Annotated in this window: 30 protein-coding genes; 12 read left to right on the top strand and 18 right to left on the bottom strand. The window is 74.8% G+C overall.

Annotated features, from left to right (window positions below):
* The first annotated feature begins 77 nt into the window (after nucleotides 1-77).
* The 4 genes from pknB to ABD160_RS18340 all read left to right on the top strand — a co-directional run bounded on the left by pknB (nucleotide 78) and on the right by ABD160_RS18340 (nucleotide 3,677).
* On the top strand, nucleotides 78-2,054 hold the full coding sequence (pknB, locus tag ABD160_RS18355; RefSeq protein WP_344024049.1) for a Stk1 family PASTA domain-containing Ser/Thr kinase: 1,977 nt from the start codon (nucleotides 78-80) through the stop codon (nucleotides 2,052-2,054).
* Between the two features lie 28 nt (nucleotides 2,055-2,082).
* Nucleotides 2,083-2,718 carry an aminodeoxychorismate/anthranilate synthase component II gene (locus ABD160_RS18350; protein ID WP_344024047.1) on the top strand — a complete coding sequence of 212 codons (636 nt, stop codon included), beginning with the start codon at nucleotides 2,083-2,085 and terminating at the stop codon, nucleotides 2,716-2,718.
* A gap of 186 nt (nucleotides 2,719-2,904) precedes the next feature.
* Nucleotides 2,905-3,165 (top strand): cell division protein CrgA, encoded by a 261-nt coding sequence (gene crgA, locus ABD160_RS18345; RefSeq protein WP_344024045.1) that lies wholly within the window; start codon nucleotides 2,905-2,907, stop codon nucleotides 3,163-3,165.
* A 62-nt stretch (nucleotides 3,166-3,227) separates the two neighbouring features.
* Nucleotides 3,228-3,677, top strand: a complete 450-nt coding sequence (locus ABD160_RS18340) for a PH domain-containing protein (protein ID WP_344024043.1) — start codon at nucleotides 3,228-3,230, stop codon at nucleotides 3,675-3,677.
* A 22-nt stretch (nucleotides 3,678-3,699) separates the two neighbouring features.
* Here ABD160_RS18340 and ABD160_RS18335 read toward each other — a convergent pair whose 3' ends face one another.
* Both ABD160_RS18335 and ABD160_RS18330 read right to left on the bottom strand, forming a co-directional pair.
* Entirely contained in the window at nucleotides 3,700-4,521 is an 822-nt protein-coding gene (locus ABD160_RS18335) for a rhomboid family intramembrane serine protease (RefSeq protein ID WP_344024041.1), read from the bottom strand.
* A gap of 229 nt (nucleotides 4,522-4,750) precedes the next feature.
* The gene (locus ABD160_RS18330) at nucleotides 4,751-5,296 is read right to left on the bottom strand and encodes a peptidylprolyl isomerase (RefSeq protein WP_344024039.1); all 546 of its coding nucleotides are present in this window, start codon (nucleotides 5,294-5,296) and stop codon (nucleotides 4,751-4,753) included.
* A 42-nt stretch (nucleotides 5,297-5,338) separates the two neighbouring features.
* Here ABD160_RS18330 and ABD160_RS18325 point away from each other — a divergent pair, with 42 nt between their 5' ends.
* Entirely contained in the window at nucleotides 5,339-5,746 is a 408-nt protein-coding gene (locus ABD160_RS18325) for a hypothetical protein (RefSeq protein WP_344024037.1), read from the top strand.
* A 6-nt stretch (nucleotides 5,747-5,752) separates the two neighbouring features.
* Here the strand turns inward: ABD160_RS18325 and ABD160_RS18320 are convergent, their stop codons facing one another.
* Complete coding sequence (locus tag ABD160_RS18320; RefSeq protein ID WP_344024035.1) at nucleotides 5,753-6,844, bottom strand: alpha/beta hydrolase family protein; 1,092 nt, start codon at nucleotides 6,842-6,844, stop codon at nucleotides 5,753-5,755.
* A 280-nt stretch (nucleotides 6,845-7,124) separates the two neighbouring features.
* On the opposite strand from ABD160_RS18320, the gene ABD160_RS18315 reads away from it, so the two are divergent.
* The gene (locus ABD160_RS18315; protein WP_344024033.1) at nucleotides 7,125-8,012 is read left to right on the top strand and encodes a hypothetical protein; all 888 of its coding nucleotides are present in this window, start codon (nucleotides 7,125-7,127) and stop codon (nucleotides 8,010-8,012) included.
* Nucleotides 8,013-8,396: 384 nt separating this feature from the next.
* Here ABD160_RS18315 and ABD160_RS18310 read toward each other — a convergent pair whose 3' ends face one another.
* From ABD160_RS18310 to folP, 3 genes are all read right to left on the bottom strand, one after another.
* Nucleotides 8,397-8,957, bottom strand: coding sequence for a GNAT family N-acetyltransferase (locus ABD160_RS18310; RefSeq protein ID WP_344024031.1), 561 nt, complete (start codon nucleotides 8,955-8,957; stop codon nucleotides 8,397-8,399).
* Between the two features lie 71 nt (nucleotides 8,958-9,028).
* A complete protein-coding gene (locus tag ABD160_RS18305) occupies nucleotides 9,029-9,796 on the bottom strand; it encodes a dihydrofolate reductase family protein (protein ID WP_344024029.1) in 768 nt (255 codons plus the stop codon).
* A complete protein-coding gene (folP, locus tag ABD160_RS18300; RefSeq protein WP_344024027.1) occupies nucleotides 9,793-10,659 on the bottom strand; it encodes a dihydropteroate synthase in 867 nt (288 codons plus the stop codon). The genes ABD160_RS18305 and folP overlap by 4 nt, the downstream gene beginning before the upstream one ends.
* Nucleotides 10,660-10,788: 129 nt before the next feature.
* Here folP and ABD160_RS18295 point away from each other — a divergent pair, with 129 nt between their 5' ends.
* Complete coding sequence (locus tag ABD160_RS18295; RefSeq protein WP_344024025.1) at nucleotides 10,789-11,580, top strand: methyltransferase domain-containing protein; 792 nt, start codon at nucleotides 10,789-10,791, stop codon at nucleotides 11,578-11,580.
* Nucleotides 11,581-11,582: 2 nt separating this feature from the next.
* On the opposite strand, the gene ABD160_RS18290 is transcribed toward ABD160_RS18295, so the two are convergent.
* Nucleotides 11,583-12,791 (bottom strand): acyl-CoA dehydrogenase family protein, encoded by a 1,209-nt coding sequence (locus ABD160_RS18290; RefSeq protein WP_344024023.1) that lies wholly within the window; start codon nucleotides 12,789-12,791, stop codon nucleotides 11,583-11,585.
* A 22-nt stretch (nucleotides 12,792-12,813) separates the two neighbouring features.
* Nucleotides 12,814-13,344 (bottom strand): SCP2 sterol-binding domain-containing protein, encoded by a 531-nt coding sequence (locus ABD160_RS18285; protein WP_344024021.1) that lies wholly within the window; start codon nucleotides 13,342-13,344, stop codon nucleotides 12,814-12,816.
* A gap of 97 nt (nucleotides 13,345-13,441) precedes the next feature.
* Between ABD160_RS18285 and ABD160_RS18280 the strand changes: the two genes are divergently transcribed.
* The 3 genes from ABD160_RS18280 to ABD160_RS18270 all read left to right on the top strand — a co-directional run bounded on the left by ABD160_RS18280 (nucleotide 13,442) and on the right by ABD160_RS18270 (nucleotide 15,294).
* Nucleotides 13,442-14,065, top strand: coding sequence for a TetR/AcrR family transcriptional regulator (locus tag ABD160_RS18280; protein WP_344024019.1), 624 nt, complete (start codon nucleotides 13,442-13,444; stop codon nucleotides 14,063-14,065).
* Nucleotides 14,066-14,449: 384 nt separating this feature from the next.
* A complete protein-coding gene (locus tag ABD160_RS18275; RefSeq protein ID WP_344024017.1) occupies nucleotides 14,450-14,830 on the top strand; it encodes a hypothetical protein in 381 nt (126 codons plus the stop codon).
* Nucleotides 14,831-14,925: 95 nt separating this feature from the next.
* Nucleotides 14,926-15,294 (top strand): hypothetical protein, encoded by a 369-nt coding sequence (locus tag ABD160_RS18270; RefSeq protein WP_344024015.1) that lies wholly within the window; start codon nucleotides 14,926-14,928, stop codon nucleotides 15,292-15,294.
* Nucleotides 15,295-15,453: 159 nt separating this feature from the next.
* On the opposite strand, the gene ABD160_RS18265 is transcribed toward ABD160_RS18270, so the two are convergent.
* Both ABD160_RS18265 and deoC read right to left on the bottom strand, forming a co-directional pair.
* On the bottom strand, nucleotides 15,454-17,388 hold the full coding sequence (locus ABD160_RS18265; protein WP_344024012.1) for a hypothetical protein: 1,935 nt from the start codon (nucleotides 17,386-17,388) through the stop codon (nucleotides 15,454-15,456).
* Nucleotides 17,389-17,455: 67 nt separating this feature from the next.
* Nucleotides 17,456-18,175 (bottom strand): deoxyribose-phosphate aldolase, encoded by a 720-nt coding sequence (gene deoC, locus ABD160_RS18260; protein ID WP_344024010.1) that lies wholly within the window; start codon nucleotides 18,173-18,175, stop codon nucleotides 17,456-17,458.
* Nucleotides 18,176-18,301: 126 nt separating this feature from the next.
* Between deoC and ABD160_RS18255 the strand changes: the two genes are divergently transcribed.
* Nucleotides 18,302-18,790: an STAS domain-containing protein gene (locus tag ABD160_RS18255; protein WP_344024008.1), complete on the top strand. Its 489-nt coding sequence runs from the start codon at nucleotides 18,302-18,304 to the stop codon at nucleotides 18,788-18,790.
* 119 nt (nucleotides 18,791-18,909) lie between these two features.
* Entirely contained in the window at nucleotides 18,910-21,012 is a 2,103-nt protein-coding gene (gene tkt / locus ABD160_RS18250; protein WP_344024006.1) for a transketolase, read from the top strand.
* Nucleotides 21,013-21,039: 27 nt separating this feature from the next.
* Here tkt and ABD160_RS18245 read toward each other — a convergent pair whose 3' ends face one another.
* Genes ABD160_RS18245 through ABD160_RS18210 form a run of 8 tightly spaced genes read right to left on the bottom strand, consistent with a single transcriptional unit; the run spans nucleotide 21,040 to nucleotide 26,806 of the window.
* A complete protein-coding gene (locus ABD160_RS18245) occupies nucleotides 21,040-21,882 on the bottom strand; it encodes a hypothetical protein (protein ID WP_344024004.1) in 843 nt (280 codons plus the stop codon).
* On the bottom strand, nucleotides 21,879-22,652 hold the full coding sequence (locus tag ABD160_RS18240) for a DUF6390 family protein (protein ID WP_344024002.1): 774 nt from the start codon (nucleotides 22,650-22,652) through the stop codon (nucleotides 21,879-21,881). The genes ABD160_RS18245 and ABD160_RS18240 overlap by 4 nt, the downstream gene beginning before the upstream one ends.
* On the bottom strand, nucleotides 22,649-23,785 hold the full coding sequence (hypD, locus tag ABD160_RS18235) for a hydrogenase formation protein HypD (protein WP_344024000.1): 1,137 nt from the start codon (nucleotides 23,783-23,785) through the stop codon (nucleotides 22,649-22,651). The genes ABD160_RS18240 and hypD overlap by 4 nt, the downstream gene beginning before the upstream one ends.
* A gap of 25 nt (nucleotides 23,786-23,810) precedes the next feature.
* Nucleotides 23,811-24,083 (bottom strand): HypC/HybG/HupF family hydrogenase formation chaperone, encoded by a 273-nt coding sequence (locus tag ABD160_RS18230; protein ID WP_344023998.1) that lies wholly within the window; start codon nucleotides 24,081-24,083, stop codon nucleotides 23,811-23,813.
* 11 nt (nucleotides 24,084-24,094) lie between these two features.
* On the bottom strand, nucleotides 24,095-25,207 hold the full coding sequence (gene hypE, locus ABD160_RS18225; RefSeq protein ID WP_344023996.1) for a hydrogenase expression/formation protein HypE: 1,113 nt from the start codon (nucleotides 25,205-25,207) through the stop codon (nucleotides 24,095-24,097).
* The gene (locus ABD160_RS18220) at nucleotides 25,204-25,851 is read right to left on the bottom strand and encodes a D-sedoheptulose-7-phosphate isomerase (protein ID WP_344023994.1); all 648 of its coding nucleotides are present in this window, start codon (nucleotides 25,849-25,851) and stop codon (nucleotides 25,204-25,206) included. The genes hypE and ABD160_RS18220 overlap by 4 nt, the downstream gene beginning before the upstream one ends.
* Nucleotides 25,848-26,582 carry a HypC/HybG/HupF family hydrogenase formation chaperone gene (locus ABD160_RS18215; protein ID WP_344023992.1) on the bottom strand — a complete coding sequence of 245 codons (735 nt, stop codon included), beginning with the start codon at nucleotides 26,580-26,582 and terminating at the stop codon, nucleotides 25,848-25,850. The genes ABD160_RS18220 and ABD160_RS18215 overlap by 4 nt, the downstream gene beginning before the upstream one ends.
* Nucleotides 26,579-26,806 carry a HypC/HybG/HupF family hydrogenase formation chaperone gene (locus tag ABD160_RS18210; RefSeq protein ID WP_344023990.1) on the bottom strand — a complete coding sequence of 76 codons (228 nt, stop codon included), beginning with the start codon at nucleotides 26,804-26,806 and terminating at the stop codon, nucleotides 26,579-26,581. Before ABD160_RS18210 ends, ABD160_RS18215 begins: the two co-directional genes overlap by 4 nt.
* Nucleotides 26,807-26,810: the final 4 nt, after the last annotated feature.

Genomic DNA, 26,810 nt, shown 5'->3' with positions numbered 1-26,810 from the left:
ACCACGGTGATCCGCTCGACCGACCTGCATGATGAGTACGCCTCCGACGGCTCGATGACTACGGGAACCCTGAACCGATGACGACACCGCGACTGCTCTCCGAGCGCTACGAGCTGGGCGACCCGCTCGGCTACGGCGGCATGTCCGAGGTCCACCGCGGCCTCGACACCCGGCTCGGCCGGGACGTGGCGGTGAAGGTCCTGCGCGCCGACCTCGCCCGCGACCCGCAGTTCCAGCTGCGCTTCCGGCGGGAGGCGCAGAACTCGGCCTCGCTGAACCATCCGGCGATCGTCGCCGTCTACGACACCGGCGAGATCGAGTCCGAGTTCGGCCCGCTGCCCTACATCGTGATGGAGTTCGTCGACGGGCAGACGCTGCGCGAGATCGTCAAGACCACCGGCCCGATGACCCAGCAGCGGGTCGTCGAGGTGATGGCCGACGTGTGCGCCGCGCTCGACTTCTCGCACCGGCACAACATCATCCACCGGGACGTGAAGCCCGCCAACGTCATGATCAACGGCGTCGGCGCCGTGAAGGTCATGGACTTCGGCATCGCCCGCGCGCTGGGCGAGGGGCAGAACGTCACGCAGACCGCCGCGGTGATCGGCACCGCCCAGTACCTGTCCCCCGAGCAGGCCCGCGGCGAGGCCGTGGACGCCCGGTCGGACGTGTACGCCGCGGGCTGCGTGCTGTTCGAGCTGCTGACCGGCGAGCCGCCGTTCACCGGCGACACCCCGGTCGCGGTCGCCTACCAGCACGTCCGGGAGGACCCGCGGGCCCCGTCCGAGCTGAACCCGTCGGTGCCCCCGGCGCTGGACGCGGTGGTGCTGAAGGCGCTCAGCAAGAACCCGGCCAACCGCTACCAGTCGGCCGCCGAGATGCGCGCCGACCTGGTGCGGGTGCGCAACGGCGAGCCGGTGCACGCGCCGCTGGTGATGAGCGAGTACGAGCGCACCCAGATGATGGCGCACGACGACGCCACCGCCGCGATGGCGACCCGGCGGATGGACGGCGGGGGCGGCCCGCCGACCGGCCGGCACGTCATGCCCGGCGGCTACGACGACTACGAGGACGAGCCGCGCTCCGGCCGCGGCCGCAAGATCGCCCTGTGGCTGGTCGTGCTGGCCGTGCTCGGCCTGCTCGGCTTCGTCGGCTACCAGATGTTCTCCAGCTCCGGGCCGGACCAGGTCGCGGTGCCCGACGTGCTCGGCCAGACGCCGGACGAGGCCCGGGTCACGATCACCGGCGCCGGACTGTTGTTCGCCCAGGAGAACCAGCCCTCCGACGTCGAGCAGGTCGGGCGGGTGGTCCGCACCGACCCGGGCGGCGGCAACCAGGTCGCCGAGAACAGCCGGGTCACCGTGTTCGTCGGGACCGGGCCGGCCGAGGTGACCGTGCCGTCGCTGGCCGGGAGCACCCCGGAGGAGGCCGAGGCGCAACTGCGCGAGGCCGGGCTGCAGGTCGGCGGGCGGACCGAGCAGGACACCTCGGACGCGAGCCAGGTCGGGCGGGTCATCTCCTCGGACCCGGGCCCCGGCCAGCGGGTGCCCGGCAACTCGTCGGTGTCGCTGGTGATCGGCCGCGAGCAGCAGACCATCGCGGTGCCGGACGTGTCCGGCAGCTCCGCGGAGGAGGCCAGGTCCGCGCTGCGCAACGCCGGCTTCAGCTCGATCGAGACCAGCGAGGTCGACGGCGGCGGCAACGCCGGCTCGGTGGTGGGCACCGACCCGTCCGCGGGGACCAGGGTGGCCCGCGACCAGACGATCACCATCCAGGTCAGCCGCGGCAACCAGACCCAGATCCCGAACGTCGTCGGCCAGCGGGTGGACAACGCGGTCAACACGCTGCGCGAGGCGGGGCTGTCGTTCTCCATCCAGACCACCGACGTGTCCGACCCGTCGCAGAACGGCGTGGTGCTCAGCCAGGACCCGGCGGGCGGCTCGCAGGCCTCCGACGGCCAGCAGGTGACGCTCACGGTCGGCCGGGCGTCCGGTGGCGACACCGGCGACGGCGGGGACACCGGCGAGACCTCACGCGGTTTCCCGTTCGACTGATCCCGGCACTATCGGAGAGGGTGGGACGGTGCGCGTCCTCGTCGTCGACAACTACGACAGCTTCGTCTACAACCTGGTCCAGTACCTGGCCCAGCTCGGCGCCGATCCGGTGGTCCGGCGCAACGACGAGATCGAGCTCGACGAGCTCGACGAGGTCGGTGCGGTGCTGGTCAGCCCCGGCCCGGGCACCCCGGAACGGGCCGGCCGCAGCGTCGAGGTGATCCGGCGGGCCGCCGGCCGGGGCACCCCGCTGCTCGGCGTCTGCCTGGGCCACCAGGCGCTCGCCACCGCCTGGGGCGGTGTCGTCGAGCGCGCGCCGGAGCTGCTGCACGGCAAGACGTCGCTGGTGTTCCACGACGACGTCGGGGTGCTGCGCGAGCTGCCATCGCCGTTCACCGCGACCCGGTACCACTCGCTGACGATCGCGCCGGACGGCCTGCCGCCCGAGCTACAGGTCACCGGCCGCACCGAGACCGGGCTGATCATGGCGGTGCGGCACCGGGACCTGCCGATCGAGGGCGTGCAGTTCCATCCGGAGTCGGTGCTGACCGAGGGCGGGCACCGGATGCTGGCGAACTGGCTCCGGCAGGCCGGGCACGCCGTGCCGGAGGACGTGGTGCAGCGGCTGTCGGACGAGATGGCCGGGCTGGTCGCCGACGTCTGAGATGCCCGACAGGCATCCGTTCGTTTCGGCCGTGTGACGCAGTCCGGCCGGTATCCGCGCTACCGTGGTGGTGGATCTGTCCGGGTCGGCCGCTCCCCGGTGCGCCGCCCCGTCGCAGGTCCCGCCCCCGGCCGGCGCACCGGCCGGACACTGTTGCCCGACCGACGAACTGCACGAGGTCCGACAATGCCGAAGTCGAAGGTCCGCAAGAAGGCCGCGTACACCCCGCCCCCGGTCAGCCGCACCCCGCAGAAGGTGGCCGGGCCGACGCACCCGGCGTATCTCGCCGTGATGGTCGCGATGTGGATCCTCGGCCTGGGCTGGCTGGTGGTCAACTATCTGGCCGCGCCGTCGATCCCGTTCATGGCCGCGCTGGGGAACGGCAACTTCATCATCGGGTTCTCACTCATCGTGATCGGCCTCCTGATGACCATGCGGTGGCGCTGACCTGCAGAAACACATCGACGTGAGTTATCCTCACTGTGGATGGCGGCTGTGGACAACTCACGTTGAGCACTCTGGGTGATCATCTCGGGCGGCGGTCCTGGTCGACGCCGGCGGGGGTCGTCGCGCTGCTGTGGCTGCTCGCCGCGGCCGCTGCCGGCTGGCTGACCGCGCTCGTCGGCACCGGGGCCGATCCGGCCGGATGGTTGATCGCCGGCGTCGCGGCGCTCGGGTTCGCGCTCGCCGCCGCGTCCGGCACCCGGGCCCGGCCGCGGCTGGAGGCCGGGCCGGAGGGGATCACCGTGCGCCGGCTGACCTGGACCCGGCACGTGCCGTGGGGCCGGGTGGACGAGGTGCGCGTGCTGCGGACCCGCCGGCTCGGCCGCGGGTCCACGGTGCTGGAGCTGGAGCTGCGCGACGCCGACGGGCACGAGCGGCTGGTCGTGCTGGGCCGTCCCGAGCTGGGCGAGGACCCGCAGGAGGTGGCCGACGCGCTGGCCGAGCTGCGGCCGTGACCGGGCGCGGGACCGCGCCGGGTCAGGTCAGGACGGCGCCGAGGGCGATCAGGGCGACAGTGACCAGGGTCAGCCCGGTGACCGCGGCGGCCTGCACCCGGCGCCGGTTCGGCGAGCCGGCACCGAGGTAGAGCAGCGCGGCGGTGACGGCGGCACCGAACACCAGCCCGCCGAAGTGCCCCTGCCAGGAGACGGCCGGGATGACCAGGCTGATCCCGACGTTGACCGCGATCAGGGTCAGTACCTGACCGGCCGGCATCCGGAGCCGGCGCAGCAGCACGACCAGGGCGCCCATCAGCCCGAACACCGCACCCGACGCGCCCGCGGTGAAGCCCATCGGGTTGCTGAGCAGCATCACCGCGGCGGAGCCGCCGAGCAGCGAGACGCCGTAGACGGCGAGGAAGCGGGCCCGGCCGAGCACCGCCTCGACCTCCCGGCCGATGATCCACAGGGCGAACATGTTGAACGCCAGGTGCAGCGGGCCGATGTGCAGGAAGCCGGAGGTGAGGATCCGCCAGATCTCGCCCTGCCCGACCGCGGCCGGGACCAGCGCCCCGGCCCGGAACAGCCAGGAGTCGTAGTTGGCGTTGAGGCTGCCGGCCATCGCCACGGTCAGCGCGAAGATCGCGACGTTGGCGACGATCAGGCCGGGCACCAGCACCGGCCGGCCGGTGCGGCTGGCACCGGCGACGTTGCGGGCCCGCGGCACCGCCCGGGAGGACTGCGCCAGGCAGTCGACGCAGTGCTGGCCGACCGATGCGGGCCGCAGGCACTCCGGGCAGGCCGGCCGGTCGCACCGGGTGCAGCGCAGCCCGGTCGGCCGGTCCGGGTGCCGGGCGCACACCGGCGGACCGCCCCGCGCGGGCGGCGGGGCGCCCGGCGGCGGGGTCGGCCCGGGCGCGCCCGGCCAGGACGGTCCCTGCCCGTGACCGCCCGGGCCCCACTGCGGCTGCGGGTAGCCCGGCGGGGCCGGGTAGTACGGCTGTCCGCCGGTGCCGGCCGGACCCGGGGGCTCGTGCGGCCCCCGGGGCGTACCGGGACCGGGGGACTCAGGTCGCTCGGTCAGGGCGGACTCAGCTCCGCTCGATCTCGACCTTCTCGATGACCACGTCGTTGAGCGGGCGGTCGGCCTGCCCGGTGGTCGTCTGGGCGATCCCGTCCACGACGGCCCGCGACTCGGCGTCGGCGACCTCACCGAAGATGGTGTGGCGCCGGTTGAGGTGCGGGGTCGGGCCCACGGTGATGAAGAACTGCGACCCGTTCGTCCCGGGGCCGGCGTTCGCCATCGCGAGCAGGTAGGGCCGGTCGAACTTGAGCTCCGGGTGGAACTCGTCGCCGAACTGGTAGCCCGGGCCGCCGCGACCGGTACCGGTCGGGTCGCCGCCCTGGATCATGAAGCCGCTGATCACCCGGTGGAAGATCGAACCGTCGTAGAACGGCCCGGAGTCGCCGCCACTGGCGTTCGGCCCCGTGTAGTCCTTGGACCCCTCTGCGAGCCCCACGAAGTTCGCCACCGTCTTGGGGGCGTGGTCGCCGAACAGCTCGACGCGGATGTCGCCCTCGTTGGTGTGCAGGACGGCCGTCGTCTTGGCGTTTCCTGGTTCCGTCACGGCTACCATCGTGCCAGTCCGCAGCCGCATCCGTGGGAAGCAGGTCCGATAATGAGAGCCGACCGCAAGCGGGCCAGGGCCCGGAAGGACGCGGCCGAGGCCGTGCACACCCTCGCGGACGCCGGCCGGATCGCCGGCGGGGCGGCCGTCTCGACGGCCTCGGCGCGGGTCTCCGAGCTGTCCCAGGGCCTGGCTCAGGGCCTGTCGCACAACGTGTCGCACGGGGTGGAGGACGCCCGCCGGGCGCTCGCCGCCGCGATCGACCCGGCGCCGGCCCGCACCCGTCGGGCGCCGTGGATCCTGGCCGTCGTGCTGCTGAGCGGGCTGGCCGCGTACGCCTGGGTGACGCTGCTGCGCCGGGAGCGCCCGGTCGACCCGGGCACCCCGGTCCCGACCGTCCCGCCCGCCGACTCGCAGATCCACGGGAAGCCGATCGGGCAGGGCGGCGGCGCGAGCTGAGCCCGGTCAGAGGGCCTCGCGCAGGAAGCCGGTGACCGCCGCCCGGTAGCCGTCCGGATCGGCGTTCCAGCTGCCGGTGTGCTCGGTGCCGCCGAACTCGCGGTAGGTCACCGGCCAGTCGAGTGCCGGCGCGCCGGCCGCCAGGTCGCGGCTGAGGTCCACCGGGACGGCGGTGTCGCCGTCGCTGTGCAGCAGCAGCGTCGGCGGCCGGACCGCGGGCGGGTGGCGGAGCAGGTCGAAGCGGTCCAGGTCGATCCCGATCCGGCGTTCGGTGAACCGGGCCGCCACCCCGGCCAGGGACGGCGGGAGGGCCCGGTTGCGGGCCTGCCGGCGCAGGGTGCGGCGCCAGTCGAGCAGCGGCGCGTCCCACACGACGGCGGCCACCGCGGCGGCATGCCCGGAGCGGTCCAGGAAGGCCCCGCCGACGGCCGCGCCCATCGACCAGCCGACCAGCACCAGCCGGGTGGCGCCCGCGGCGAGCGCGTGCGCGGCGGCCGCGGCGACGTCGTGCCACTCGGTGTCGCCCAGATGGGACCGGCCGTCCGGGGAGGGTGGCGCGGTGCCGTCGCCCCGGTAGCTGATCACCAGCGCGCGCAGCCCGGCGGCGTGCAGCGCGGGCAGCGCGCGCAGCGCCTCCCGCCGGGCCCCGCCGCGGCCGTGCACGCAGATCGCCCAGGTCCGGCCGTCGGACCAGGCCGGGGCGGGGACGTCCCAGGCCGGGGCGGGGCCGACCGGGGTCCGCACGACGACGTCGTCGAACGGGAGGTCGCGGGCACCCGGATCGGGATCGAACGGGCCGGCGTCGAGGACGGCGGGCCCGGTCTGCGGCACCGGGCCGTCCCGCAGCTCGCGGGTCACCCGCCTGCGGCCCCGGTCCAACACCGGCCCGACGACGCTCAGCCCGGCCGGCCCGCGCAGGCCCCACACCCCGGGCTGGCAGGTCAGCCGGTTCGCGGCCAGCTCGACGACGCCGGGGCCGGTCGCGAGCACCCGCTCGGGCCGGCCCGGGTGCACCGAGGGGTGCAGCAGCAGCGTCGAGTAGTGCCAGCTGACGGCGGCGGCCGCGCCCCCGGCCCCGCCGAGGACGCCGGCCAGCACGGAGGCCGATGCGTAACCGGAAACCGGACGGCGGGTCGGGGACGGGTGCACGGAGCCATCCTGCTCCTCCGCTCCGGCCACCCGCACGCCGAGCGGAGAGGGCACGCACCGTCACCGCCGGACTGGCCCGTACGTGCGAGAGCACTCTCAGGTTGTCACTCCTTCGGGTGATTCATCGGATCAAGATCGCTCCGTTACGCAACCGGGTCCCGGGGCTCTCGTTGCGCCATCGGAGGGTCAGCCCTTCGCTCCCCAACACTCTGTACGGAAGGACGTGCGAATGAACTCGCTCGCCCGCAACGCGCTCCGGCTCTCCATGGCCGGTGCGGGCATCGCGGTCCTGGGTGCCGGCGTCGCCGGTCAGGCCTCGGCCGCCGAGCTCCCCGACCTGCCCGGTGTCCCCGACGCCTCGTCGCTGACCGACGCCCTGCCGACGCCCGACGGGGACGGCACCGTCTCCAGCGGATCGGCCCACGTGACGTTCGGCCAGCTGCAGGGTCCGGAGCTGCAGGCGTCCGGGCTGCCGGAGCTGCCCTCCACCGACTCGATCACGAGTCTGCTGGAGCTGCCGTCCACCGACGGCCTGCCGGAGGCCCCGTCCGCCGACGCACTCCCCGAGCTGCCCGGCACCGACGCGCTCCCGGCGATCCCGGGCGCCGACGCCCTGCCCTCGGCCGACGCCCTGCCCTCCGCAGACGCCCTGCCCTCCGCCGACGCGCTGTCGCTGGACGCGGTGTCCACCGACGCCCTGCCGTCGGCCGACGCGCTGCCGTCGCTGGACGCGCTGCCGGGCACCGACGCGCTCCCGGCGATCCCGGGTGCCGACGCGCTGCCCGAACTGCCGACCGCGTCGACGCTGCCCGCCCCCTCGCTGGACGCCCTGCCGCTGGACGGCCTGCCGACCGACGGCCTGCCGACCGACGCGCTCCCCCTGGACGCCCCGCTCGACGCCCTGCCGCTGGACGCCCCGCTGGACGCCCTGCCGCTGGACGCCCTGCCGACCGACGGCCTGCCGCTGGACGCGCTCCCGCTGGACGCCCCGCTCGACGGCCTGCCGCTGGACGCGCTGCCCTCGGCCGACGCGCTGCCGCTGCCGAACACCGAGGCCCTCCCGACGCTCGACATCCCGGGCGTCATGTACATCGAGGCCCCCGGCATCACCATCTGACCGTCGGCGTCCCCCGACCGTCGGTCGCCGGGCTCCCCGACCGGCACCCGTGGCCGTCCGCACCGACCGTCCCACCCCCTCGGGACGGCGGCGCGGGCGGCCGCGGCCGTTCCCACCCGGCCCAGCCAGAATCGGCCCAGCCCGGGCCGGCGCTGACCTGGACGGCGCAGCCCAGGTCGGCGCAGCCCAGGTCGGCCCAGCCCAGGTCGGCCCAGCCCAGGTCGGCGCAGCCCAGGTCGGCGCAATCCAGGTCGGCGCAATCCGGTCGGCACCGCCCGGGCCGGCGCGTCCGGGTCAGCGCCGTCCGGGTCAGCGCCGTCCGGGCCAGCGCCGTCCGGGCCAGCGCCGTCCGGGCCAGCGCCGTCCGGGCCGGCGCCGTCCGGGTCAGCGCCGTCCGTGCCGGGGCAACGGCGGCGGGGCGGGCACCACCGGGGCACGGACCACCAGCTCGTACCGGTCGAAGTCGCCCTCGTCGTCGACCACGTGCCGGACGAACCGGAAACCCGCCCGGCGCGCCACCCCGATCGACGGGACGTTGGCCGGATCGACGTCGATCGAGATCCCGTGCACGTCACCGCGTTCGGCGAGATACCGGGACGCCAGCCGCACCGCGCGCGTCGCCAGCCCCCGGCGGCGGAAGGCCGGGTAGATCCCGTACGCCAGCCCGGCCCGGCCGGCGTCCCGGTCGAGCTCGGCGTCGATCGTCCCGGCGAGCACCGAGCCGCCGTCCACCCGGATGCCGAAGCTGAGCTTGGGCCCGTCGTCGGCCCACCGCTCGATCGCCCGCCGGACGTGCGCCCGGACCGTCGCCCTGGTCCCCCGGCCGCCGTTCAGCCAGCGGACCAGCTCGGCGTCCTCCCCGGCGAGGTACGGCTCCACGTCGTCCCAGCCGAGCGGGCTGAGGACGACCACGCCGTCCGCCAACGTGTTCGAGGGCCGGGCCACGAATCCATCTTGCAGCACCCGTCGCCGTCCGTGACCGGCGATCCCCGGCCGGTGACCCGATCGGCGGCGTGCTAGCGGGCCGGGGGCTCCGCGACCTCGTACCGAATGAGCAGCGTGTCGTCCCCCGTGACGACGCTGACCAGGCTCAACCGCGCCGGGTCCATGCCGGCACCGCGGGCGATCCGGCCCGCCGCGCCGGACACCAGGAACGGCGCCAGGGTCAGGCGCAGCTCGTCGACCAGGCCGGCCTCGGCGAGGCTGCCGAACAGGCCGGGACCACCCATGCAGTTGATCCGGCGCAGTCCGCGCCGGTCGAGCTCGGCGAGCGCCGCGGCCAGGTCCACCGTCCCGTCGCCGGTGAGGACGACCTCCGCGCCCGCGTCGCTCCAGCCCGCCCGCACGTCCTCGGGCACCGCCGCGCAGGTGAGCACGATCGTCGGGACCAGCACGTCGGTGAGCACCGGCGCGGACGGCGGCAGCGAGCGCCCCGATCCGGTGACGACCGCCGTCGACGGCACCTCGGACAGCCCGAACCGGCGCCGCCGCTGCGCCATCCGCTCCCCCGGCCGGACCCCGGTGAAACCCTCGGCGACCGCGGTCCCGGCCGCGACCAGCACGACGTCGGCGAGATCGGTGCCCAGGCCGAGCACCACCCGGTCCGGCGGGGTCGACAGGCCGGCCGAGCGGCCCTCCACCTCCAGCGCACCGTCCGCGCTGGAGACGAAGTTGACGCACACCCGCAGCCGGCCGTCGTCGGGATAGGCGTAGAGCCGCTCGAGTGCCTCGGTGCTCAGCGGGCCGGCGTCGGCGGCCGGGAAGATCTGGTGGATCGCGCTCACGCGAGGAGTCTCACCGCACGGGCCGGGTTCCGCTCGCCGCGCACCGTCGCGACCATCTCGCAGGTCTCCCGGGTGGCCCGGGCCTGGTGGGCGCGGACCATCGCGACGCCCCGGTCCGCGGCGAGCGCGGTCGCGGCGAGGGTGCCGGTGAGCCGCTCCTCCAGCGGGACGTCCAGCGACTCCCCGACCACGGTCTTGTTCGACATCGCCAGGAGCACCGGCCACCCGGTCGCGACCATCTCGTCGATGCCACGCAGCACCTGCAGGCTGTGCAGGGTGTTCTTGGAGAAGTCGATCGCCGGGTCGATCAGGATCCCGGCGGCCGGGACCCCGGCGGCGACCGCCTTCTCGGCGAGCGCCACCGTCTGCCCGATCACCGACGCCAGGACGTCCGGGTAGCGCGGCCGGTGCGGCTCGGTGCGCGGCGTGACGTGGTCGGTGTGCGCGCTGACGTACCCGGCGCCGTAGCGGGCGGCGACGTCCAGGATCGCCGGATCGGCGGCGGCCCAGTTGTCGTTGACGAGATCGGCCCCGGCCGCGCAGACGGCCTCGGCCGGCCCGGCCCGGAAGGTGTCGACGCTGATCACCACGTCCGGGAACGCCTGACGGGCCCACTCCACGGTGGGGACAACCCGGTCGATCTCCTCCTGCTCGGTGACCTCGGTCCCGGGGCTGGCCGGGACCCCGCCGATGTCGATCACGTCGGCGCCCTCCCGGACCACCGCGGCGATCCGGTCCCGGGCCGCCTGCTCGGCGAAGGTGATCCCGTGGTCGTAGAACGAGTCCGGCGTCCGGTTCACGATCGCCATCACCATCGCTCGGTCACGGTTCCAGGTGCGCCCGCGGAACGTCAGGCTCGGCACTCGTCCTCCTCGCGGCACGGCCGGGCACCTCGTGGGCCCGGCTCGTGCACCATCTTGACCAGCCCACCGCGGACCCGGCCACCCGGCAACGGGGTTCGCGCCGGTGCGCCGGGTGACTATCCTGCCCGGGTGGGGGTCCCCGGGCCGGTGCGCGACGTCTACGCCGGGCTCAGCACCGGTTACGCGCAGCGGCGGCGGCCCGACCCGCGGATCGCGGAGCGCATCGAGGCAGCCCTGGGCACCGCCCGGACCGTGGTGAACGTCGGCGCCGGGGCCGGCTCGTACGAGCCGCCCGGGCGGCGGGTGCTCGCGGTCGATCCGTCGCCGAGCATGCTCGCGCAGCGTCCCGCGGGCGCCGCACCGGCCGTCCGGGCGAGCGCGGAGGCGCTGCCGGTCGCGGACGACGCCGCCGACGCGGCACTCGCCGTCCTCACCGTGCACCACTGGCCGGACGCCGGCGCCGGGCTCGCCGAGCTGCGCCGGATCGCACCCCGGCAGGTCGTCCTGACCTGGGACCCGGACGTCATGGCCCGGTTCTGGCTGATCGCGGACCACCTCCCCGGGATCGCGGCCGCCGAGGCCGGCCTCGCCACCGTCGACCGGGTCGTCGCCGGGCTCAGCACCCCCGGCGGGTCGGTGACGGTCGAGACCGTTCCGGTGCCCGCCGACTGCACCGACGGCTTCCTCGGCGCCTACTGGAACCGGCCGGAGTGCTATCTGGCCCCGGACCGGCGGGCGGCGATCTCGGCGTTCGCCCGGCTGCCCGCCACAGCGGTGCGCGACGCGATGCGACGGCTGTCCGACGACCTGGCCGGCGGCCGGTGGGACGCGCGGCACGGGCAGCTGCGCGGCCTCGCGTCGATCGACCTGGGCTACCGGCTGGTGACGGCCACCCGCGGCGCCCCCCCGGCACCGCCCTGACCTCAGGACAGGTGCATCCCGGAGATCGCCCGGGCGATGACCAGCTGCTGGATCTGCTCGGTGCCCTCGAAGATGTCGTAGATCTTGGCGTCCCGGTGCATCCGCTCCACCGGGTGCTCGCGCGAGTACCCGGCACCACCGAGGATCTGGATCGCCCGCTCGGTCGACCAGACCGCGACCCGGCCGGCCTTCAGCTTGGACATCGATCCCTCGCCCGCGGTGAACGGCACCCCGTTGCGGCCCATCCAGGCGGCCCGGTGCACGAGCAGCCGGGCGGCGTCGATCTCGGTCTTCATGTCGGCGAGGGTGAACGAGATCGACTGGTTGGCGATGATCGGCCTGCCGAAGGCGACCCGGTCCTTCGCATAGTCCAGGGCGTACTCGTAGGCGGCACGGGCGATCCCGATCGCCTGCGCGCCGACCGTCGGGCGGGACAGCTCGAAGGTCTGCATCGCCGCGGAGCCCTTCGAACTCGCACCGGACCGGGCACGGGCGAGCCGCTCGTCGAGCTTCTCCTTGCCGCCGAGCAGGCAGGATCCGGGCAGGCGCACGTCGTCGAGGAAGACGTCCGCGGTGTGCGACGCCCGCAGCCCCATCTTCTTGATCTTCCGGGTGGACTCCAGCCCGGGCGTCCCCGGCGGGACGACGAAGGCCGCCTGGCCCTTGCTCCCCAGCTCGGGATCGACGACGGCCTGCACCACGTGGATGTTCGCGATCCCGCCGTTGGTGGCCCACGCCTTCTGGCCAGTCAGCGTCCACTCGTCGCGCGCCTCGTCGTACACCGCGCGGGTGCGCATCGCCGCGACGTCGGAGCCGGCCTCCGGCTCGGACGAGCAGAACGCGCCGACCTTCGGGTCGGACGCGTCGCCGTAGCACTGCGGGATGAACTCGACCATCTGCTCCGGGGTGCCGGAGGCGAAGATCCCGGCCACCGCGAGGGTGGTGCCGAAGATCGCCATGCCGATGCCGCCGTCGCCCCAGAAGAGCTCCTCGTTGACCAGCGGCATCGACAGTCCGGTCTCGTCACCCCAGAACGACGCGAGCGTCTCGAAGTTGTAGAGCTCGATCTTCGCGGCCTCGGCCAGGATCGGCCACGGGGTCTCCTCGCGCTCGTCCCACTCGGCGGCGGCCGGGCGGACCACCTCGGCGGCGAACCCGTGCACCCACTCCTGCAGCTCGCGGTGTTCGGTGGAGAGTTCGAATGAGGTCATGTCACTGCTCCCTGGTCCGGTGTCACGCCGACGGGATCTGGAACATCTTCTGCAGGGCGGTGGCGAAACCGACGTCGCCGGCGACCTTGAGCTTGCGGGTCATGAACAGGGTGACCGGGTTGGCGTTGTTCGTGACGATCTTCAGGAACTCGGTACCCGGCATGGTCAGCGCCGTCCGCGGCTCCTCGCTGGTGCCCTCGGTGACGGTGCAGGTGCCGCCGTGCAGGACGGTCTCGAAGCTGTCCACGACGTCGCCGTCCTTGATGTGCCAGTGCACGACCTGGCGGTTCCCGCCGGCGCCCTTTGACGAGTAGAACTCGCTCATCCGGCCGAAGATCGCCGCCAGCACCGGGCCGCGCACGTCGGAGGCCATGACCGTGGCCAGCTGCTGCTTCGACGCCCCCTTGACCAGGCGGGCGAACAGCGACGGATCGACGTCGGCCGGGTCGCCGTCGCGCAGGGCGGTGCCCAGCGTGGCGAGCAGCTGCTCGTCGGACAGGCTCTTCGGGTCGATGCTGCGACCCAGCTCGTTGATGTCGACCGTGTCGGCCATCGGTCACTCCACCTCGTCGTGGTCGGAAGTGCCCGGTACTCGAAGTACCCGGTTCATGTGGGCGGTACTTTACGCAGCAGTAGCTAAGCTGTCGAGCGTGGTCCCCCCGACGAGCGCGACCGGCCGGCGCCGGCTCCCGCCGGAGCAGCGCGAGCGCCAGGTGCTCGACGCCGCTGTGCGGGTGTTCTCCCGGGTCGGCTTCCACGACGCCTCGATGGACGACGTCGCCGAGCAGGCCGGCCTGTCGAAGCCGATGGTCTACACGCACGGCGGCGGATCCAAGGAGGAGCTGCTGCGCCGCTGCATCCGGCGCGAGGCCGATCGGCTGCTGACGTCGGTGTCGCTGGCCGCGGGGGCGGACCGGACGACCGAGGACCGGCTGCGCCGCGGCCTGCGCGCGTTCTTCGCGACCCTCACCACCCACCGCGACGGCTGGTCGGTGCTCTACCGGCAGGCCCGCACCGGGACCCTCGCCGACGAGGTGCACGACGCGCGGGCGCGGATCGTCGGCCGGGTGGCCGATCTCCTGGCGGCCGAACTGCCCGGCCCGGACCCGGCCGCCGCCCGCGCCCTCGCGGCTCCGCTGGCCGCCGGACTGGTCGGCGCCGCCGAGGGGCTCGCCGACTGGTCCGCGGCCGGCGGCACGGAGGACCCGGACGCGCTCACCGAGCTACTGCTCGGCCTCGTCTGGACCGGCCTCGACCGGCTCCGCGAACGCTGACACGAACGCCTGCCCGGCGTGTCGAATATCGTCGGATCTTTTCGCCGAACGGCCGTAACCAGCTATTTCTCGGTGTAACACGACGTAACTTCGACGCACTCCGGCTCGCGGATGTCACTCCATCGTGTGCTGTTTTCCAGACACCCCGCCGAACAGCGGCGATGACTAAGCGCGACCATCGTGAACTGGCGATAATGCGATATCTTCACTCGTTCGGGATCGACTTCGCAGCACTCTGCGTATCGGTTCACCGGTTCGCGTGCCGCACATGTCACCCCATCTCGCCGCGCATTTCGGTTCGATTACCACTACCTTTCTCGACAGCGCGCCAGCCGCATTGGCGGGCGCGCACGACAGCAGGAACTCAGGAAGGGAACGCGCTTGATGCGTAAGTCCGTGCGCACTCTGGCCGCCGCCGCGCTGGCCGTGCCGATGACCCTCGGCGCCGCCGGGATGGCCTTCGCCGACGACACCTTCGAGCAGAACCAGGGCTCGGACGCGACGGCGGGCGCCGAGCAGGGTGCCGGCACCGACCAGGGCAACGCCTCGTTCGCCCCGGTCACCCAGGCGAACCCGGCGATCAACGTGAGCGACGTGCTGGGGCTCAGCGACTTCGCCAACGAGGACGTCTACGAGGGCGAGGGCTCCGGCCAGTCCATCGTGCAGGACAACTCGATCGACTCGTCGACCGACCAGGGCAACGCCGCCGAGACCGAGCAGGCCCAGAAGACCATCGTGGAGCAGCTGACCAGCCTCGCCGGCTGATCCCGCTACGCCGACACGCTCCATCACGTTCCATCCCGCGCCGGCTCCCCCGAGCAGGACGGTGCGGGTCCTTCCCCGAGAGGAATCGCTTCCCCATGCGCAAGTCCATCCGTATCGCCGCGGCGTCCGCGCTGGCGCTCCCGCTGGCCCTCGGCGTCTCCGGCGTCGCGTTCGCCGACGACACCACGATCACCCAGGACACCGCCGGTTCCGCGACCGGCGCCCAGGGCGCCGACGTCTCGCAGGGCAACGGCTCCGCCGCCCCGGTCACCCAGGTGAACCCGGCCGCGAACGCCGAGGGCATCGCCGGGCTGAGCAACTTCGCCAACGAGGACGTGCGCGGCGGCTCCGGCCAGTCCGTCGTCCAGGACAACTCGATCGAGTCCTCCACCGAGCAGGGCAACGCCGCCTCGGTCGAGCAGGCCCAGAAGACCGTTCTCGACCAGACCGCCGGCCTGGGCTGAGAACACGGGTACCCCGGAAGCACAGCCGGGCTTCTCCGGCGAACGGGCCGGTCCGCGATCTGCGGGCCGGCCCGTTCGTTGTGTACCGGTCATGATCGCCGTCGTGGTGCGTCCGGCCACGCGGATCGCGGTCCCGGGCACCGGGACGGTGATCTTCGGTCAGCTCTCCGGGGCCGGACGCGTGACGAGCCGGCGGGTCCGGTCCGGCAGCCGGTCGACGATCCGCCCGATCCGCTCGGTGGTCCCCTGCAGCGGGGCCAGCGCGTCGGCGAGCACGCCGATCTGCCGGTCGAGCGCGTCGATCCGGGCGGCGACCGAGCGCAGGTCCGGGGCGACGGTGGTGAGCTGGTCGGCGGCCTGGGCGAGGTTCGCGTCGAGCGCGGCGAGCCGGGGTGTGCGGTCGCCGTCCCCGCCGGCCGGATCGGCGACGACGGACGCGAGCCGGTACACCGCGCCGTTCTCGTCGATCGAGGCGGCGAGCGCGGCCAGATCGGCGCGGACGGTCGCGAGCGCGCGGAGCGGTTCGACCGCGCCGGACAGCGCCGCGAGGTCCTCCCGGGTCCGCGCCAACTCCCGCAACGGCTCCACCGCACCGGCGAGCGCCGCCAGGTCCTCGCGGGTCAGCGCCAGCTCCCGCAACGGCTCCACCGCACCCGACAACGCCGCCAGGTCCTCGCGGGTCAGTGCGAGCTCGCGCAGCGGTTCGACCGCGCCGGCCAGCGCCGCGAGATCCTCCCGGGTCCGCGCCAACTCCCGCAGCGGCTCCACCGCACCCGACAACGCCGCGAGATCCTCGCGGGTCCGCGCGAGCTCGCGCAGCGGTTCGACCGCGCCCGACAACGCCGCGAGATCCTCGCGGGTCCGCGCGAGCTCGCGCAGCGGTTCGACCGCACCGGCGAGCGCCGCGAGATCCTCGCTGGTCTCGGACAGGGCCTGCAGCGGGCCGACGGCCTCGGCGAGCCGGGCGAGATCGTCGCGGGCGGCGGCCAGGGCCTGCACCGCGGGGACCGCCCCGGTCAGCGACTCCAGGTGCTCCCCCGCGCTCGCCAGGTCACGCAGCGGGCCGACGGCACCGGCCAGCTCGCCCAGGTCCTCCCGGGTGCGGGCGAGCTCCTCGAGCGGGCCGACGGCGTCGGCGAGCCGGTGCAGCGCGGTCACCGCTCCGGCCAGCGCCGCCAGGTCCTCGACGGCCGGGGCGAGGGCGCGCAGCGGCTCGGCGGCGCCGGCGAGCAGGTGCAGGTCGTCGCGCACCGCGGCGAGCTCGCGCAGTGGTCCCACCGCGGCGCTCAGCTCGCGCAGCGACTCCACCGCCGTGGCCAGCTCGGCCAGCGGTGCCGCGGCACCGGACAGCGCACGCAGCGGCTCCACCGCGGCCGACAGCTCCCGCAGCGGGCCGACCGCCGCGGCGAGCTCGTGCAGGTCCCCGCGCACCAGCGCCAGCTCGTGCAGGTCCCCGCGCACCGCCGCCAGCTCGTGCAGGTCCTCCCGCACCGCCGCCAGCTCGTGCAGGTCCTCCCGAACGGCCGCCAGCTCGGTCAGCGGCCCGACCGCGGCCGACAGCTCGGTCAGCGGCCCGACCGCCGAAGACAGCTCATGAAGCGGCCCCACCGCCGAGGACAGCTCCCGCAACGGCCCGACCGCGGCCGACAGCTCGCGCAGCGACTCCACGGCACCACCCAGCTCCCGCAGCGGCCCCACCGCACCGGCCAGGGTGCCGAGGTCCCGGCGCGCCCCGGCCAGCTCGGTCAGCGGGCCGGCGGCGGCCGACAGCTCCACGACGGCCGAGGTCAGCCGGTCGATCCGGTCCACGGTGCCCGGGTCGTCCCACAGCGTGACGACCCGGCCGAGGACGTCGTCGAGCACCGGCGCGAGACCGGTCAGCGCCGCGTCGACGCCGCCGATCCGGCGGGGCAGCGCGGCCACGTCCGCGGCCAGCTGCGGCATCGCCTCCACGGCGCGGGGCGCCTCGGCGAGCCAGCCGGGGAGCCTGCGACCGATCTCGACCACGGCGCCGACGGTTCCGAGCGCGGCGCCGATCAGCGTCCCGGTGACACCGGCGGGCGACCACGGGGACGGGCGGGGCTGCTCTGCCATCGGTCTCCTCCGGTTCACGGGGCGGTCGCCGGGTCAGCCTCCCAGATCGGGCGGCGCCGGGTACCGGTCAGTAGGAGGTGTCGTCCACCCGGGCCCCGGCGGATCCGCCGGCGTCCCGGTCGGCGGCGTCGGACAGGATCGTCGCCGTCCCGCTGGTGCCGAACCGGGTCACCCCGGCGGCGTGGAACGCGAGCACGGTGTCCAGGTCGCGCACCCCGCCGGACGCCTTCACCTGGACCGACGGTCCGACGCTGCGCCGCATCAGCGCGATGTGCTCCGGTGTGGCGCCGCCGCCCGCGAAGCCGGTGGAGGTCTTCACGAACGCCGCACCGGCGCGCTCGGCGGCCACGCAGCCGGCGACGATCTCGTCGTCGGACAGCAGCGCCGTCTCCAGGATGACCTTCACGATCCGCCCGCCCGCGGCGTCGACGACGGCCCGGATATCGGCCTCGACGTCGTCGAGCAGGCCGCTGCGCAGCCGTCCCACGTTGATCACCATGTCCAGCTCGGCCGCGCCGTCGGCGATCGCCTGCCCGGACTCCGCGACCTTGGCCGCGGTGCTGGTCGTGCCGTGCGGGAAGCCGATGACGGTCCCGACCGCGACGCCGGTGCCGTCCAGCCGGGCGACCGCGTGCGCGACGTCGCTCGGCCGGACACACACGCTGAAGATCCGATGGCGGGCGGCGGTCTCCAGCTGGGCGTCGACGTCGGTCCGGGTCAGCTCCGGCCGCAGGATCGCGTGGTCGATCATCCCGGCGATCTCGGCGGCGGTCAGGGTGGTGGCCACGGGGCCGAGGCTACGCGGCACCGGGCGACGGTCCCGGGGGCGATCCACAGCGCATGCGGTCACCGGCGGTCACTGCGATGCTGGCCCCGGCGCCGGGCGTACCGGCTCCGGAAGGGAACGCCTGCGATGGAGGACGAGAAGCGGCCCCTGCCGTCGCCCGAGCCCGCCGAGCAGCTGGGTGACCGTCCTGAGCTGCGGTCCGGGCCGGCACTGCGGTTCGAGACCTCCCGGCACCCGTCCGGGGCGGCCGTGCTGCACGCGATCGGCGCGATCGACGACGACACCTCCGCCGATCTGTGGATCGAGCTCGGCATCTGGTCCGAGGAGAGCTCCGACCTGATCCTGGACCTGTCCGGTGTGGACTTCCTCGGCACCGCGGGCCTGACGTCGCTGCTGGAGGCGCGGGACGTGATCGGCGCCGAGGGCAAGCGGCTGCGGGTGCTCTGCGGCGGCAGCCAGGCCGCCCGGCGGGCCCTGCAGGTCACCGGCGCGATCGAGGAGTTCGACGTCCTCGACCGGGTACCGGACGAGCCGCTCGGTTCGCGGGAGACCGTCTTCGCCGTGCCGGACCCGGGCGTCCGGCTCGACGGCAGCGTGCGCGCCACCGGCGACTGAGCTGATCCGGGGGCCGATCCGGGAGCCGATCCGGCTCCCCCCGACGCCCCCCGGCGCGGGGGAGGAGAACGCCGTCCGGGATTCCTACGGTCGAGATCGCCGCCCACGAAAGGTGCGTGATGACCGAGAACCGGACTCCGCTGGTCCTGCCCGCATCCGGTACGCCCCCGGACCCGGTGGACCGGGGCCCCGCCGTCGATCTCGCCGTCGATCTCACTGTCGATCTCGACGAGCTCGCCGCCCACACGATCCGGCTGCTGTCGGTCGACGCCGTCGAACGGGCCGGCAGCGGACACCCCGGCCTGCCGCTCGGCGCGGCCCTCCCGGCGTGGGTGCTGTGGTCGAGGCACCTGCGCCACGATCCCGCCGACCCGGACTGGCCGGACCGGGACCGCTTCGTCCTGTCCGCCGGGCACGGCTCGATGCTGCTCTACGCGCTGCTGCACCTGACCGGGTACGAGCTCGGCCTGGACGACCTGCGCCGGTTCCGCACGACCGGCTCGCGCACCCCGGGCCATCCCGAGCACGGGATCACCCCCGGCGTGGAGACCACCACCGGTCCGCTCGGCCAGGGCATCGGCACCGCGGTCGGGATGGCGCTCGCCGAGCGGATGCTGGCCGAGCGCTGCAACACCGACGAGCACCCGGTGGTCGGCCACCGCACCTGGGTGCTGGCCGGCGACGGCTGCCTGATGGAGGGGATCAGCCACGAGGCGGCGTCGCTGGCCGGGCGGCTCGCCCTCGACCGGCTCACCGTGGTGTTCGACGACAACGACGTCACCATCGACGGGCCCGCCCGCAACAGCTGCACCGACGACGTCGAGGCGCGGTTCCGCGCCTACGGCTGGCACACGGTGCGGGTCGACGACGCCGGCGACCCCGCGGCCCTCGACCGCGCCTACGCGGCGGCCCGGGCCGAGACCGGGCGACCGACGCTGGTGTCGGTCCGCACCACGATCGGGCTCGGCGCCCCCGGGGTGGAGGGCACGCCGAAGGCGCACGGGAGCCCGGTCGGCCCGGCCGCCGTCGCGGCGATGCGGGCCGCCGCCGGCCTGCCGGACGCCCCGTTCCACGTCCCCGCCGAGCTGCGCCGGGCGGTCACCGGGCTGCGCGCGGGATGGTCGGCGGCCCGGCGCGACTGGACGGATCTGCACGAGCGCTGGCGGACCGCGCATCCGGCGACCGCCGCCGCGTTCCCGCTGCACCGGACGCCCGCCCTCGACGACCCGGCCGGTCTGCGCCGGCTCGCCCGCGCCGCGGACGAGGCGGGTGCCGCCGCAGCGGTGGCGACCCGGCGCGCCTCGGCGGCCGCCCTGTGTGCGGTCGCCGACGCCTGCCCGGGGCTGGTCGGCGGCTCCGCCGACCTGGCCTCGTCGACCGGGACCACGCTGCCCGGCGGCGACGTCGGACCCGGCTCGTTCGCCCCGCGCACCGTGCCGTTCGGCGTCCGCGAGCACGGGATGGCCGCCGCCCTCAACGGCATCGCCCTGCACGGCGGGCTGCGGCCGTTCGGCAGCACCTTCCTGGTGTTCGCCGACTACCTCCGTCCGGCGCTGCGGTTGTCGGCCCTGATGCGGCTCCCGGTGACCTACCTGTTCACCCACGACTCGGTGCACGTCGGCGAGGACGGACCGACCCACCAGCCGGTGGAGCAGCTGGAGTCGCTGCGGCTGGTCCCCGGGCTGACCGTGCTGCGCCCGGCGGACTCCGCGGAGACCGCGCTCGCCTGGGAGATCGCCGCCACCGCCACCGACCGGCCGACCGCGCTCGTCCTGAGCAGGCAGGACCTCCCCGAGCTCGGCGCCGCCGAGCTGGACCGGGTCCGCCAGCACGGCTACCGGGTGGTCGGCACCGATCCGGACCGGCCGGACGTCGTGCTCGCCGCCAGCGGCTCGGAGGTCGGACCGGCCTGCAAGGCCGCCGAGCTGCTGCGCGCCCGGGGCGCCGCCGTCCGGGTGCTGTCGGTGCCGTGGCGGGAACGGTTCGACCGGGCGCTGGACACCGGCCTCGTCCCGCGGCCCGCGGTGCCGGTGGTGTGGATCGAGGCCGGTGTCCGGACCGGCTGGCGGGCGCTCGCCGGGCCGGGCGACGCGGTGATCGGGATCGACTCCTTCGGGCACAGCGGACCGGGCCCCGAGATCGCCGCACAGCTCGGCCTCACCGTCCGGGCGATCGCCGCGGCGGCGCTGCGCGCGATCGGCCGCACCCCGCACGAGCCCTGATCCGGTCCCCGCCCCGGACCCGCCGGCTCAGCGGGACGCCGGGGCGGGGGCGAGCAGCCCGGGATCGACCCCCGCCCGGACGGTCACCGAGGTGACCGCCGCGTCGACGACCAGGGCCGCGTCCGCGGCGCCGCCGGCACCGAGCACGACGGCGGCGCTGTCCGGGTGCTCGCGGTGCGCCATCAGGAAGTCGTAGAGCAACCAGTCCACCGCGCAGGCGACGGTCAGCGGATCGGCGGCCGGATCGGCGGCCGCGTCGACCACCGAGCGCAGCGCCTCGCGGTGTTCCCGGCGGGCGGCGTCCTTGTTCACCCCCGAGCTGTCGAACAGCAGCGTGGACAGCGTCAGCGGCAGCCTCCGGCCGTCCTCGGTCCGGACGATCCACCGGCCGCCCGCCCACGGCCGCGCCGGGTCGGCCCGGCACATCTCGCCGAACCCGCCGACCACCCCGGGGCCGGGCCGGTCCAGCTCGTCGTCCAGCGGGGCCGGCCCGAGCAGCCCGAGCGGCTCGCGGGCCCGCACCGAGACCAGCGTGCTGGTGCCGACGATCTGCCCGGTGCGCACGTCCGGCTCGATGCCCAGCTCGCGGGCCGCCAGCACGACGTCGTGCACCAGCCGGTCGAACACCCGGTAGAGGGTGGACAGCGACTCCCGTTCGGCGGGGTCCGGGCGGCGGCCGCCGCCGAGCAGCTCGCCGTACCGCTGGGCGGCGTCGATCAGGGCGTCGTCCAGCGCGGCGAGGTGGGTGGCGACCAGGCGGTCCGGTTCGTCGTCGGTGGCGACCAGTGCGCGCAGCGTCGTCGGTGATCCGTCGGGGTTCGCCCAGCCGAAGCCGGCCCGGTCGTCGGTCTGCAGGATCCGCGGTCTCACGGCGCGCTCCGTCCCTGGCCGTCGGGCGTCCGGCGCAGCAGCCGCCGGTTGGTCCGGTCGAGCTGGCGCAGCGTGCTCGACCGCAGCTCGTGCAGCCGGCCCCGTTCCAGCCGGCCGCAGATCCGGCCCCAGTGCAGCGCGACCGCGTCGTCGGCGGTCAGCCCCGGGGCCGGGTCGTGGCCCTGCACGAGGACCGGGATCCGGGCGACCACCGGATCGGCGAGCCGCAGCGCGCCGCCGGCCAGGCGCAACGGCCGGTACCGGACGTCGACGTCGTCGCCGTGGCGGGCGAGCACCGTCCCCCAGGTGATCCGGCAGCTGTCGAGGACGTGCAGCGGCTGCCGGTCGGCGCCGCGGCCGAGCAGCCGGGTCCAGGGGTAGACGCCGAACACGTGGAAGGCGTGGTTCCCGGCGGCCTCGTCGAGCAGGTCGTCGGTGAGATGGGCCCAGTAGTGCCCGGCCTGCGGGCCGATCACCGCCAGCAGCCGGGCGCCGAACTCGCGCGGGTCCAGCCGCTCCCCCACCCCGCCGCCGAGCCAGTAGGACGCGACGACCCGCGGATCCAGCGGATCGTCGATCCCGCTCATCGCGGACAGCACCTGCAGGTAGGGCCAGGCGCCGGAGAACCGGCGCGCCGCCGCCCTGACCTGCGCCGCCGTCCCGGTGCGCAGCACGTCGCCGGCGGGCGGCCCGCAGTAGCCGAGGTGGTTCGGGGCGTAGGCGTAGCGGGCGAACAGCTCCGCGCCCGCGTCGGTGGCCGCCGCCGTCACCCCCGGCCGACCAGCTGGGCGGCGTCGCGGTGCATCCGCCCGAAGTTGTAGTAGGCCGCGCACGCCCCCTCCGGGGAGACCATGCAGGTCCCGATCGGGGTCTCCGGGGTGCAGGCGGTGCCGAACACCTTGCACTCCCACGGCTTGAGCACGCCCTTGAGCACCTCGCCGCACTGGCAGGACTTGGGATCGGCGACCCGGACCCCGGGCAGGTCGGCGTGCCGCTCGGCGTCGAACTCGGCGAACTCCGGACGGATCGCGAGCGCGCTCTGCGCGATGAACCCGAGGCCGCGCCACTCGAAGTGCGGGCGCAGCGTGAACACCCGGCCCAGCAGCTCCAGCGCCGCCGGGTTGCCGTGCTCGTCGACGACCCGGGAGTACTGGTTCTCGACCTCGCAGCGGCCCTCCCGGATCTGGGTGAGCAGCATCGCGACCGAGGCCAGGATGTCCAGCGGCTCGAAGCCGGCGACCACCAGCGGGCGGCGGTAGACCTCGGGGACGAAGTGGTACGGCGTCGTCCCGACGACGGTCGAGACGTGTCCCGGCCCGAGGAAGCCGGACAGCCGCAGGTCCGGCGAGTCGAGGATGGCCTTGATCGGCGGCACGATCGTCACGTGGTTGCAGAACACCTTGAAGTTCCGCACCCCGAGCTCGCGCGCCCGGACCAGGGTGACCGCGGTGGACGGCGCGGTCGTCTCGAACCCGATCGCGTAGAACACGACCTCGCGTTCCGGGTTGTCGACGGCGACCTTCAGCGCGTCCAGCGGCGAGTACACGAACCGCACGTCGGCGCCGCGGGCGCGGGCGTCGAGCAGGCTGCCGTTCGAGCCGGGGACGCGCATCATGTCGCCGAAGCAGGTCAGGATCACCCCGGGCTGCTCGGCCAGCCAGATGGCGTCGTCGACCCGGCCCATCGGGATGACGCAGACCGGGCACCCGGGGCCGTGCACCAGCTCGACGTTGCCGGGCAGCAGGTGCTCGATGCCGTGCCGGTAGATGGTGTGGGTGTGCCCGCCGCACACCTCCATGAACGCGAAGTGCTCACCCTCGCTGCGCGGCTCGGCGAGCCGTCCGATCGCGCCGAGCAGGGCTCTGGCGGCGGCGGGGTCGCGGAACTCGTCGACGAATCGCATGGCTGCTCCGTGGTCGCGAAATGGGTCAGACGATCGACGACGAATCGAGTGCGTCGATCTCGTCCTGGTAGCTCTCGCCCATCTTCTGGACGGCGTCGAGGGTCAGCAGGGCCTCCTTCTCGTCGATCCGCGCCATGGCGAAGCCGACGTGCACGAGGACCCAGTCGTCGACGTCCGGGAGGTCGCGTTCGAGCAGCCGGACGCTGATCGTCCGCTGCACGCCGCTCACGTCGACCCTGGCGAGACAGTTGGCCCGGTCGGTGATCTCCACGATCCGTCCGGGGATGCCGAGGCACATGGGAACTCCTCTCAGCAGATCCGGGGCAGCGGGTCGCCGACCAGGGTGTCGACGATCCGGGTCCCGCCGAAGCCGGTCCGGAGCACGACGGTCCCCGCGGGCTCGGTGGTGACGCTCCCGATCTCCACGGCCCGGGTGCCGAGCGGATGCGCGTGCAGCGCCGCCAGCCCGGCGTCCACCTCGTCCGGGGGGAGCACGGCCAGGAACTTGCCCTCGTTGGCGACGTAGAGCGGGTCGATGCCGAGCATCTCGCAGGCGCCGGCGACCACCGGCCGCACCGGCAGGCTGTCCTCCTCCAGGACGACGCCCAGCCCGGCGGCCCTGGCCAGCTCGTTGCAGACGGTGCCGACCCCGCCCCTGGTCGGGTCGCGCAGCCAGCGGGTGCCGGGTGCGGCGGCCAGCAGGTCGGCGACGGCACCGGCGACGGACGCGGTGTCCGACCGGACGTCGGCCTCGATGGCCAGGTCGCCGCGGGCGAGCATGACCGCCGTCCCGTGGTCGCCCATGAACCCGGAGAGCAGCACCCGGTCGCCGGGCCGGACGGCGGCCGCGGACAGCGCCCGCCCGTCGGGCACCAGCCCGATCCCGGTCGTCGTGATGTAGAGGCCGTCGGCCGCGCCCTGCGGGACGACCTTCGTGTCACCGGCGACGATCGTCACGCCCGCGTCGGCGGCGGCCGCGGCCATGTCGGCGACGATCTCCTTCAGCTCGGCGACCTCCAGTCCCTCGGCGAGCACGAACGCCGCGGTCAGCCAGGACGGGACGGCGCCGGCCATCGCGAGATCGTTGACGGTGCCGTGCACGGCGAGGTGCCCGATCGACCCGCCGGGGAAGCGCCGGGGCGACACCACGAAGGAGTCGGTGGACACCGCGATCCGCTGCCCGCCCGGCGGGGACAGCACCGCGCCGTCCCCGAGCTCGGCCAGCTCCGGGTTCCGGAACGCCTCCAGGAACACGGCGTCGACCAGCGCCTCCGACGACTTGCCGCCCGCGCCGTGCGCGAGCGTGATGCGTTCCTCCCGCAGCCGTGGCCTGCGCCGCCGGAACGCCTCGATCCGGTCGATCACCTCCCCCTCGGCGAAGCCCGGACCGGACTCCCGGTACCGCTGCACGGTCCCGCTCATCGTTCCCCCTCCCGTAGCCGGTGCACGGCGGACCACAGCCGGTGGCCGAGCAGTGCCTGTGCCTCCTGGATCCGGTGCACGCTCTGCGACCGGACCACGAGACAGACGTCGAGATCGGAGCCGGTGGCGAACGATCCGCCGTCGTGGCCGGCGAAACCGATCGTGTACATCCCCAGCCGCCGTGCCTCGGCCAGCGCCGCCGTGAGGTCCCGCGAGCTGCCGCTGGTGGACATCGCGACGGCGACGTCACCGGCCGCGCCCCGGGCGATCAGCTGCCGGGCGAACACCAGGTCGAACCCGACGTCGTTGCCCAGCGCGGTGAGGATCGCCTGGTCGGCGGTCAGCGACCAGGCCGGCAGCGGGCGGGCGCCGGCGGGCGGACGGGCGAACAGCGCGGCGAGGGTGGCGGCGTCGGTCGAGCTGCCGCCGTTGCCGAAGGTGAACAGCCGGCCGCCCGCGGCGAACCGGCGGGCCGTCTCGGCGGCGGCCCGCTCGACGTCGGCCGCGCAGGCCTCCGCGGTGGTGCGGCGCAGCCGGGCGCTCTCGATCGACTTGGCGACCGCGGAGGCGGCGAGATCGGCCAGCAGCGGGCCCGGGTCGCGCTCCCGGGCGTCCAGGAACGGATAGAGGAAACCGGAGCTCATCGGGGGGCCTCCGCGCGCAGCACGCGCAGCGCCGTCCCGGCGTGCACCAGCAGCAGGTCGTCGCGGTGGACCGGGCCGACCAGGTCGACGGCCACCTCCTGCTCGCCGTCCGGGGTGCGGACCAGCGCGGTCGGTCCGGTGCCGGGATCGGTCACCTCGACCACCCGTCCCTCGTCGCTGCAGGTCACGCACACCTCGTCGGTGCAGTCGCCGTCGGCGGCGAGCAGCCCGGGGTGCTCGAAGCAGATGTGCGTGAGCTCCCACAGCAGGTGGTAGAGCAGCACGAAGCCGCCGGTCGCCGGCAGCGCCGGGTCCGGGTCGTCGTGCCACAGGACGTGATCGGCGGAGCCCGCCGGCGGGCGGGTGCCGTGCCCGATCAGGATCGTGGTCGCCCCCCAGGCCGGGGCGCGGCGGGTGATCTCCCGGACCTCGGGATCGGTGGCGTCGGCGACGGCGAGCACGACGTCGCCGGCGCGCACCGACAGCCGCGCGGCGCCGACCAGGTCCCGGTCGGCCAGCGCCACCGCGGGCAGCGCACGGGCGCCGACCACCACCGGGTGCACGAACTCGACCGCGACGTGCTGGGCGTGCGGCTCCCGGCCGGGGGCCACGCACCACAGGGTCGCCCCGGCGGAGAACCGGCGGGCCAGTGCCAGCGCGGCGGACGCGAGGTCGTCGGCGAGCGCGGGTGCGAGGCCCCGGTCGGTGCCGGTCTCCGGTGCGGCGGTCACGGGGCCACCCCCGGCTCCTCGAGGACGCCGTACTCGACCATGGTCCGCAGCGTCGCCTCGGCCGTCGCCCGGTCGACGTGGCTGAGTGCGAACCCGGCGTGCGCGATCGTGTACTCCCCGGCCTGCAGGTCCGGGACGTAGGCGAGGCAGAGGTCCCGCTCGCCGTCCGGGAAGCGGACCCGGGCCATCCGGGCGCCGGTCCCGGCGTCCCAGACCCGGAGCACCTGC

The organism is Pseudonocardia kongjuensis, assembly GCF_039526905.1.
Lineage (GTDB): Bacteria > Actinomycetota > Actinomycetes > Mycobacteriales > Pseudonocardiaceae > Pseudonocardia > Pseudonocardia kongjuensis.
This window is presented reverse-complemented; position numbering and strand designations above follow the sequence as displayed.

Excerpts from the sequence above, each read along its gene's own strand:
- pknB (WP_344024049.1), top strand. The coding sequence starts at position 78 with ATGACGACACCGCGACTGCTCTCCGAGCGCTACGAGCTGGGCGACCCG.
- crgA (WP_344024045.1), top strand. The coding sequence starts at position 2,905 with ATGCCGAAGTCGAAGGTCCGCAAGAAGGCCGCGTACACCCCGCCCCCG.
- ABD160_RS18330 (WP_344024039.1), bottom strand. The coding sequence starts at position 5,296 with ATGGTAGCCGTGACGGAACCAGGAAACGCCAAGACGACGGCCGTCCTG.
- ABD160_RS18325 (WP_344024037.1), top strand. The coding sequence starts at position 5,339 with ATGAGAGCCGACCGCAAGCGGGCCAGGGCCCGGAAGGACGCGGCCGAG.
- ABD160_RS18315 (WP_344024033.1), top strand. The coding sequence starts at position 7,125 with ATGAACTCGCTCGCCCGCAACGCGCTCCGGCTCTCCATGGCCGGTGCG.
- ABD160_RS18290 (WP_344024023.1), bottom strand. The coding sequence starts at position 12,791 with ATGACCTCATTCGAACTCTCCACCGAACACCGCGAGCTGCAGGAGTGG.
- ABD160_RS18285 (WP_344024021.1), bottom strand. The coding sequence starts at position 13,344 with ATGGCCGACACGGTCGACATCAACGAGCTGGGTCGCAGCATCGACCCG.
- ABD160_RS18275 (WP_344024017.1), top strand. The coding sequence starts at position 14,450 with ATGCGTAAGTCCGTGCGCACTCTGGCCGCCGCCGCGCTGGCCGTGCCG.
- ABD160_RS18270 (WP_344024015.1), top strand. The coding sequence starts at position 14,926 with ATGCGCAAGTCCATCCGTATCGCCGCGGCGTCCGCGCTGGCGCTCCCG.
- ABD160_RS18265 (WP_344024012.1), bottom strand. The coding sequence starts at position 17,388 with ATGGCAGAGCAGCCCCGCCCGTCCCCGTGGTCGCCCGCCGGTGTCACC.
- ABD160_RS18255 (WP_344024008.1), top strand. The coding sequence starts at position 18,302 with ATGGAGGACGAGAAGCGGCCCCTGCCGTCGCCCGAGCCCGCCGAGCAG.
- tkt (WP_344024006.1), top strand. The coding sequence starts at position 18,910 with ATGACCGAGAACCGGACTCCGCTGGTCCTGCCCGCATCCGGTACGCCC.
- hypD (WP_344024000.1), bottom strand. The coding sequence starts at position 23,785 with ATGCGATTCGTCGACGAGTTCCGCGACCCCGCCGCCGCCAGAGCCCTG.
- ABD160_RS18230 (WP_344023998.1), bottom strand. The coding sequence starts at position 24,083 with ATGTGCCTCGGCATCCCCGGACGGATCGTGGAGATCACCGACCGGGCC.
- hypE (WP_344023996.1), bottom strand. The coding sequence starts at position 25,207 with ATGAGCGGGACCGTGCAGCGGTACCGGGAGTCCGGTCCGGGCTTCGCC.
- ABD160_RS18220 (WP_344023994.1), bottom strand. The coding sequence starts at position 25,851 with ATGAGCTCCGGTTTCCTCTATCCGTTCCTGGACGCCCGGGAGCGCGAC.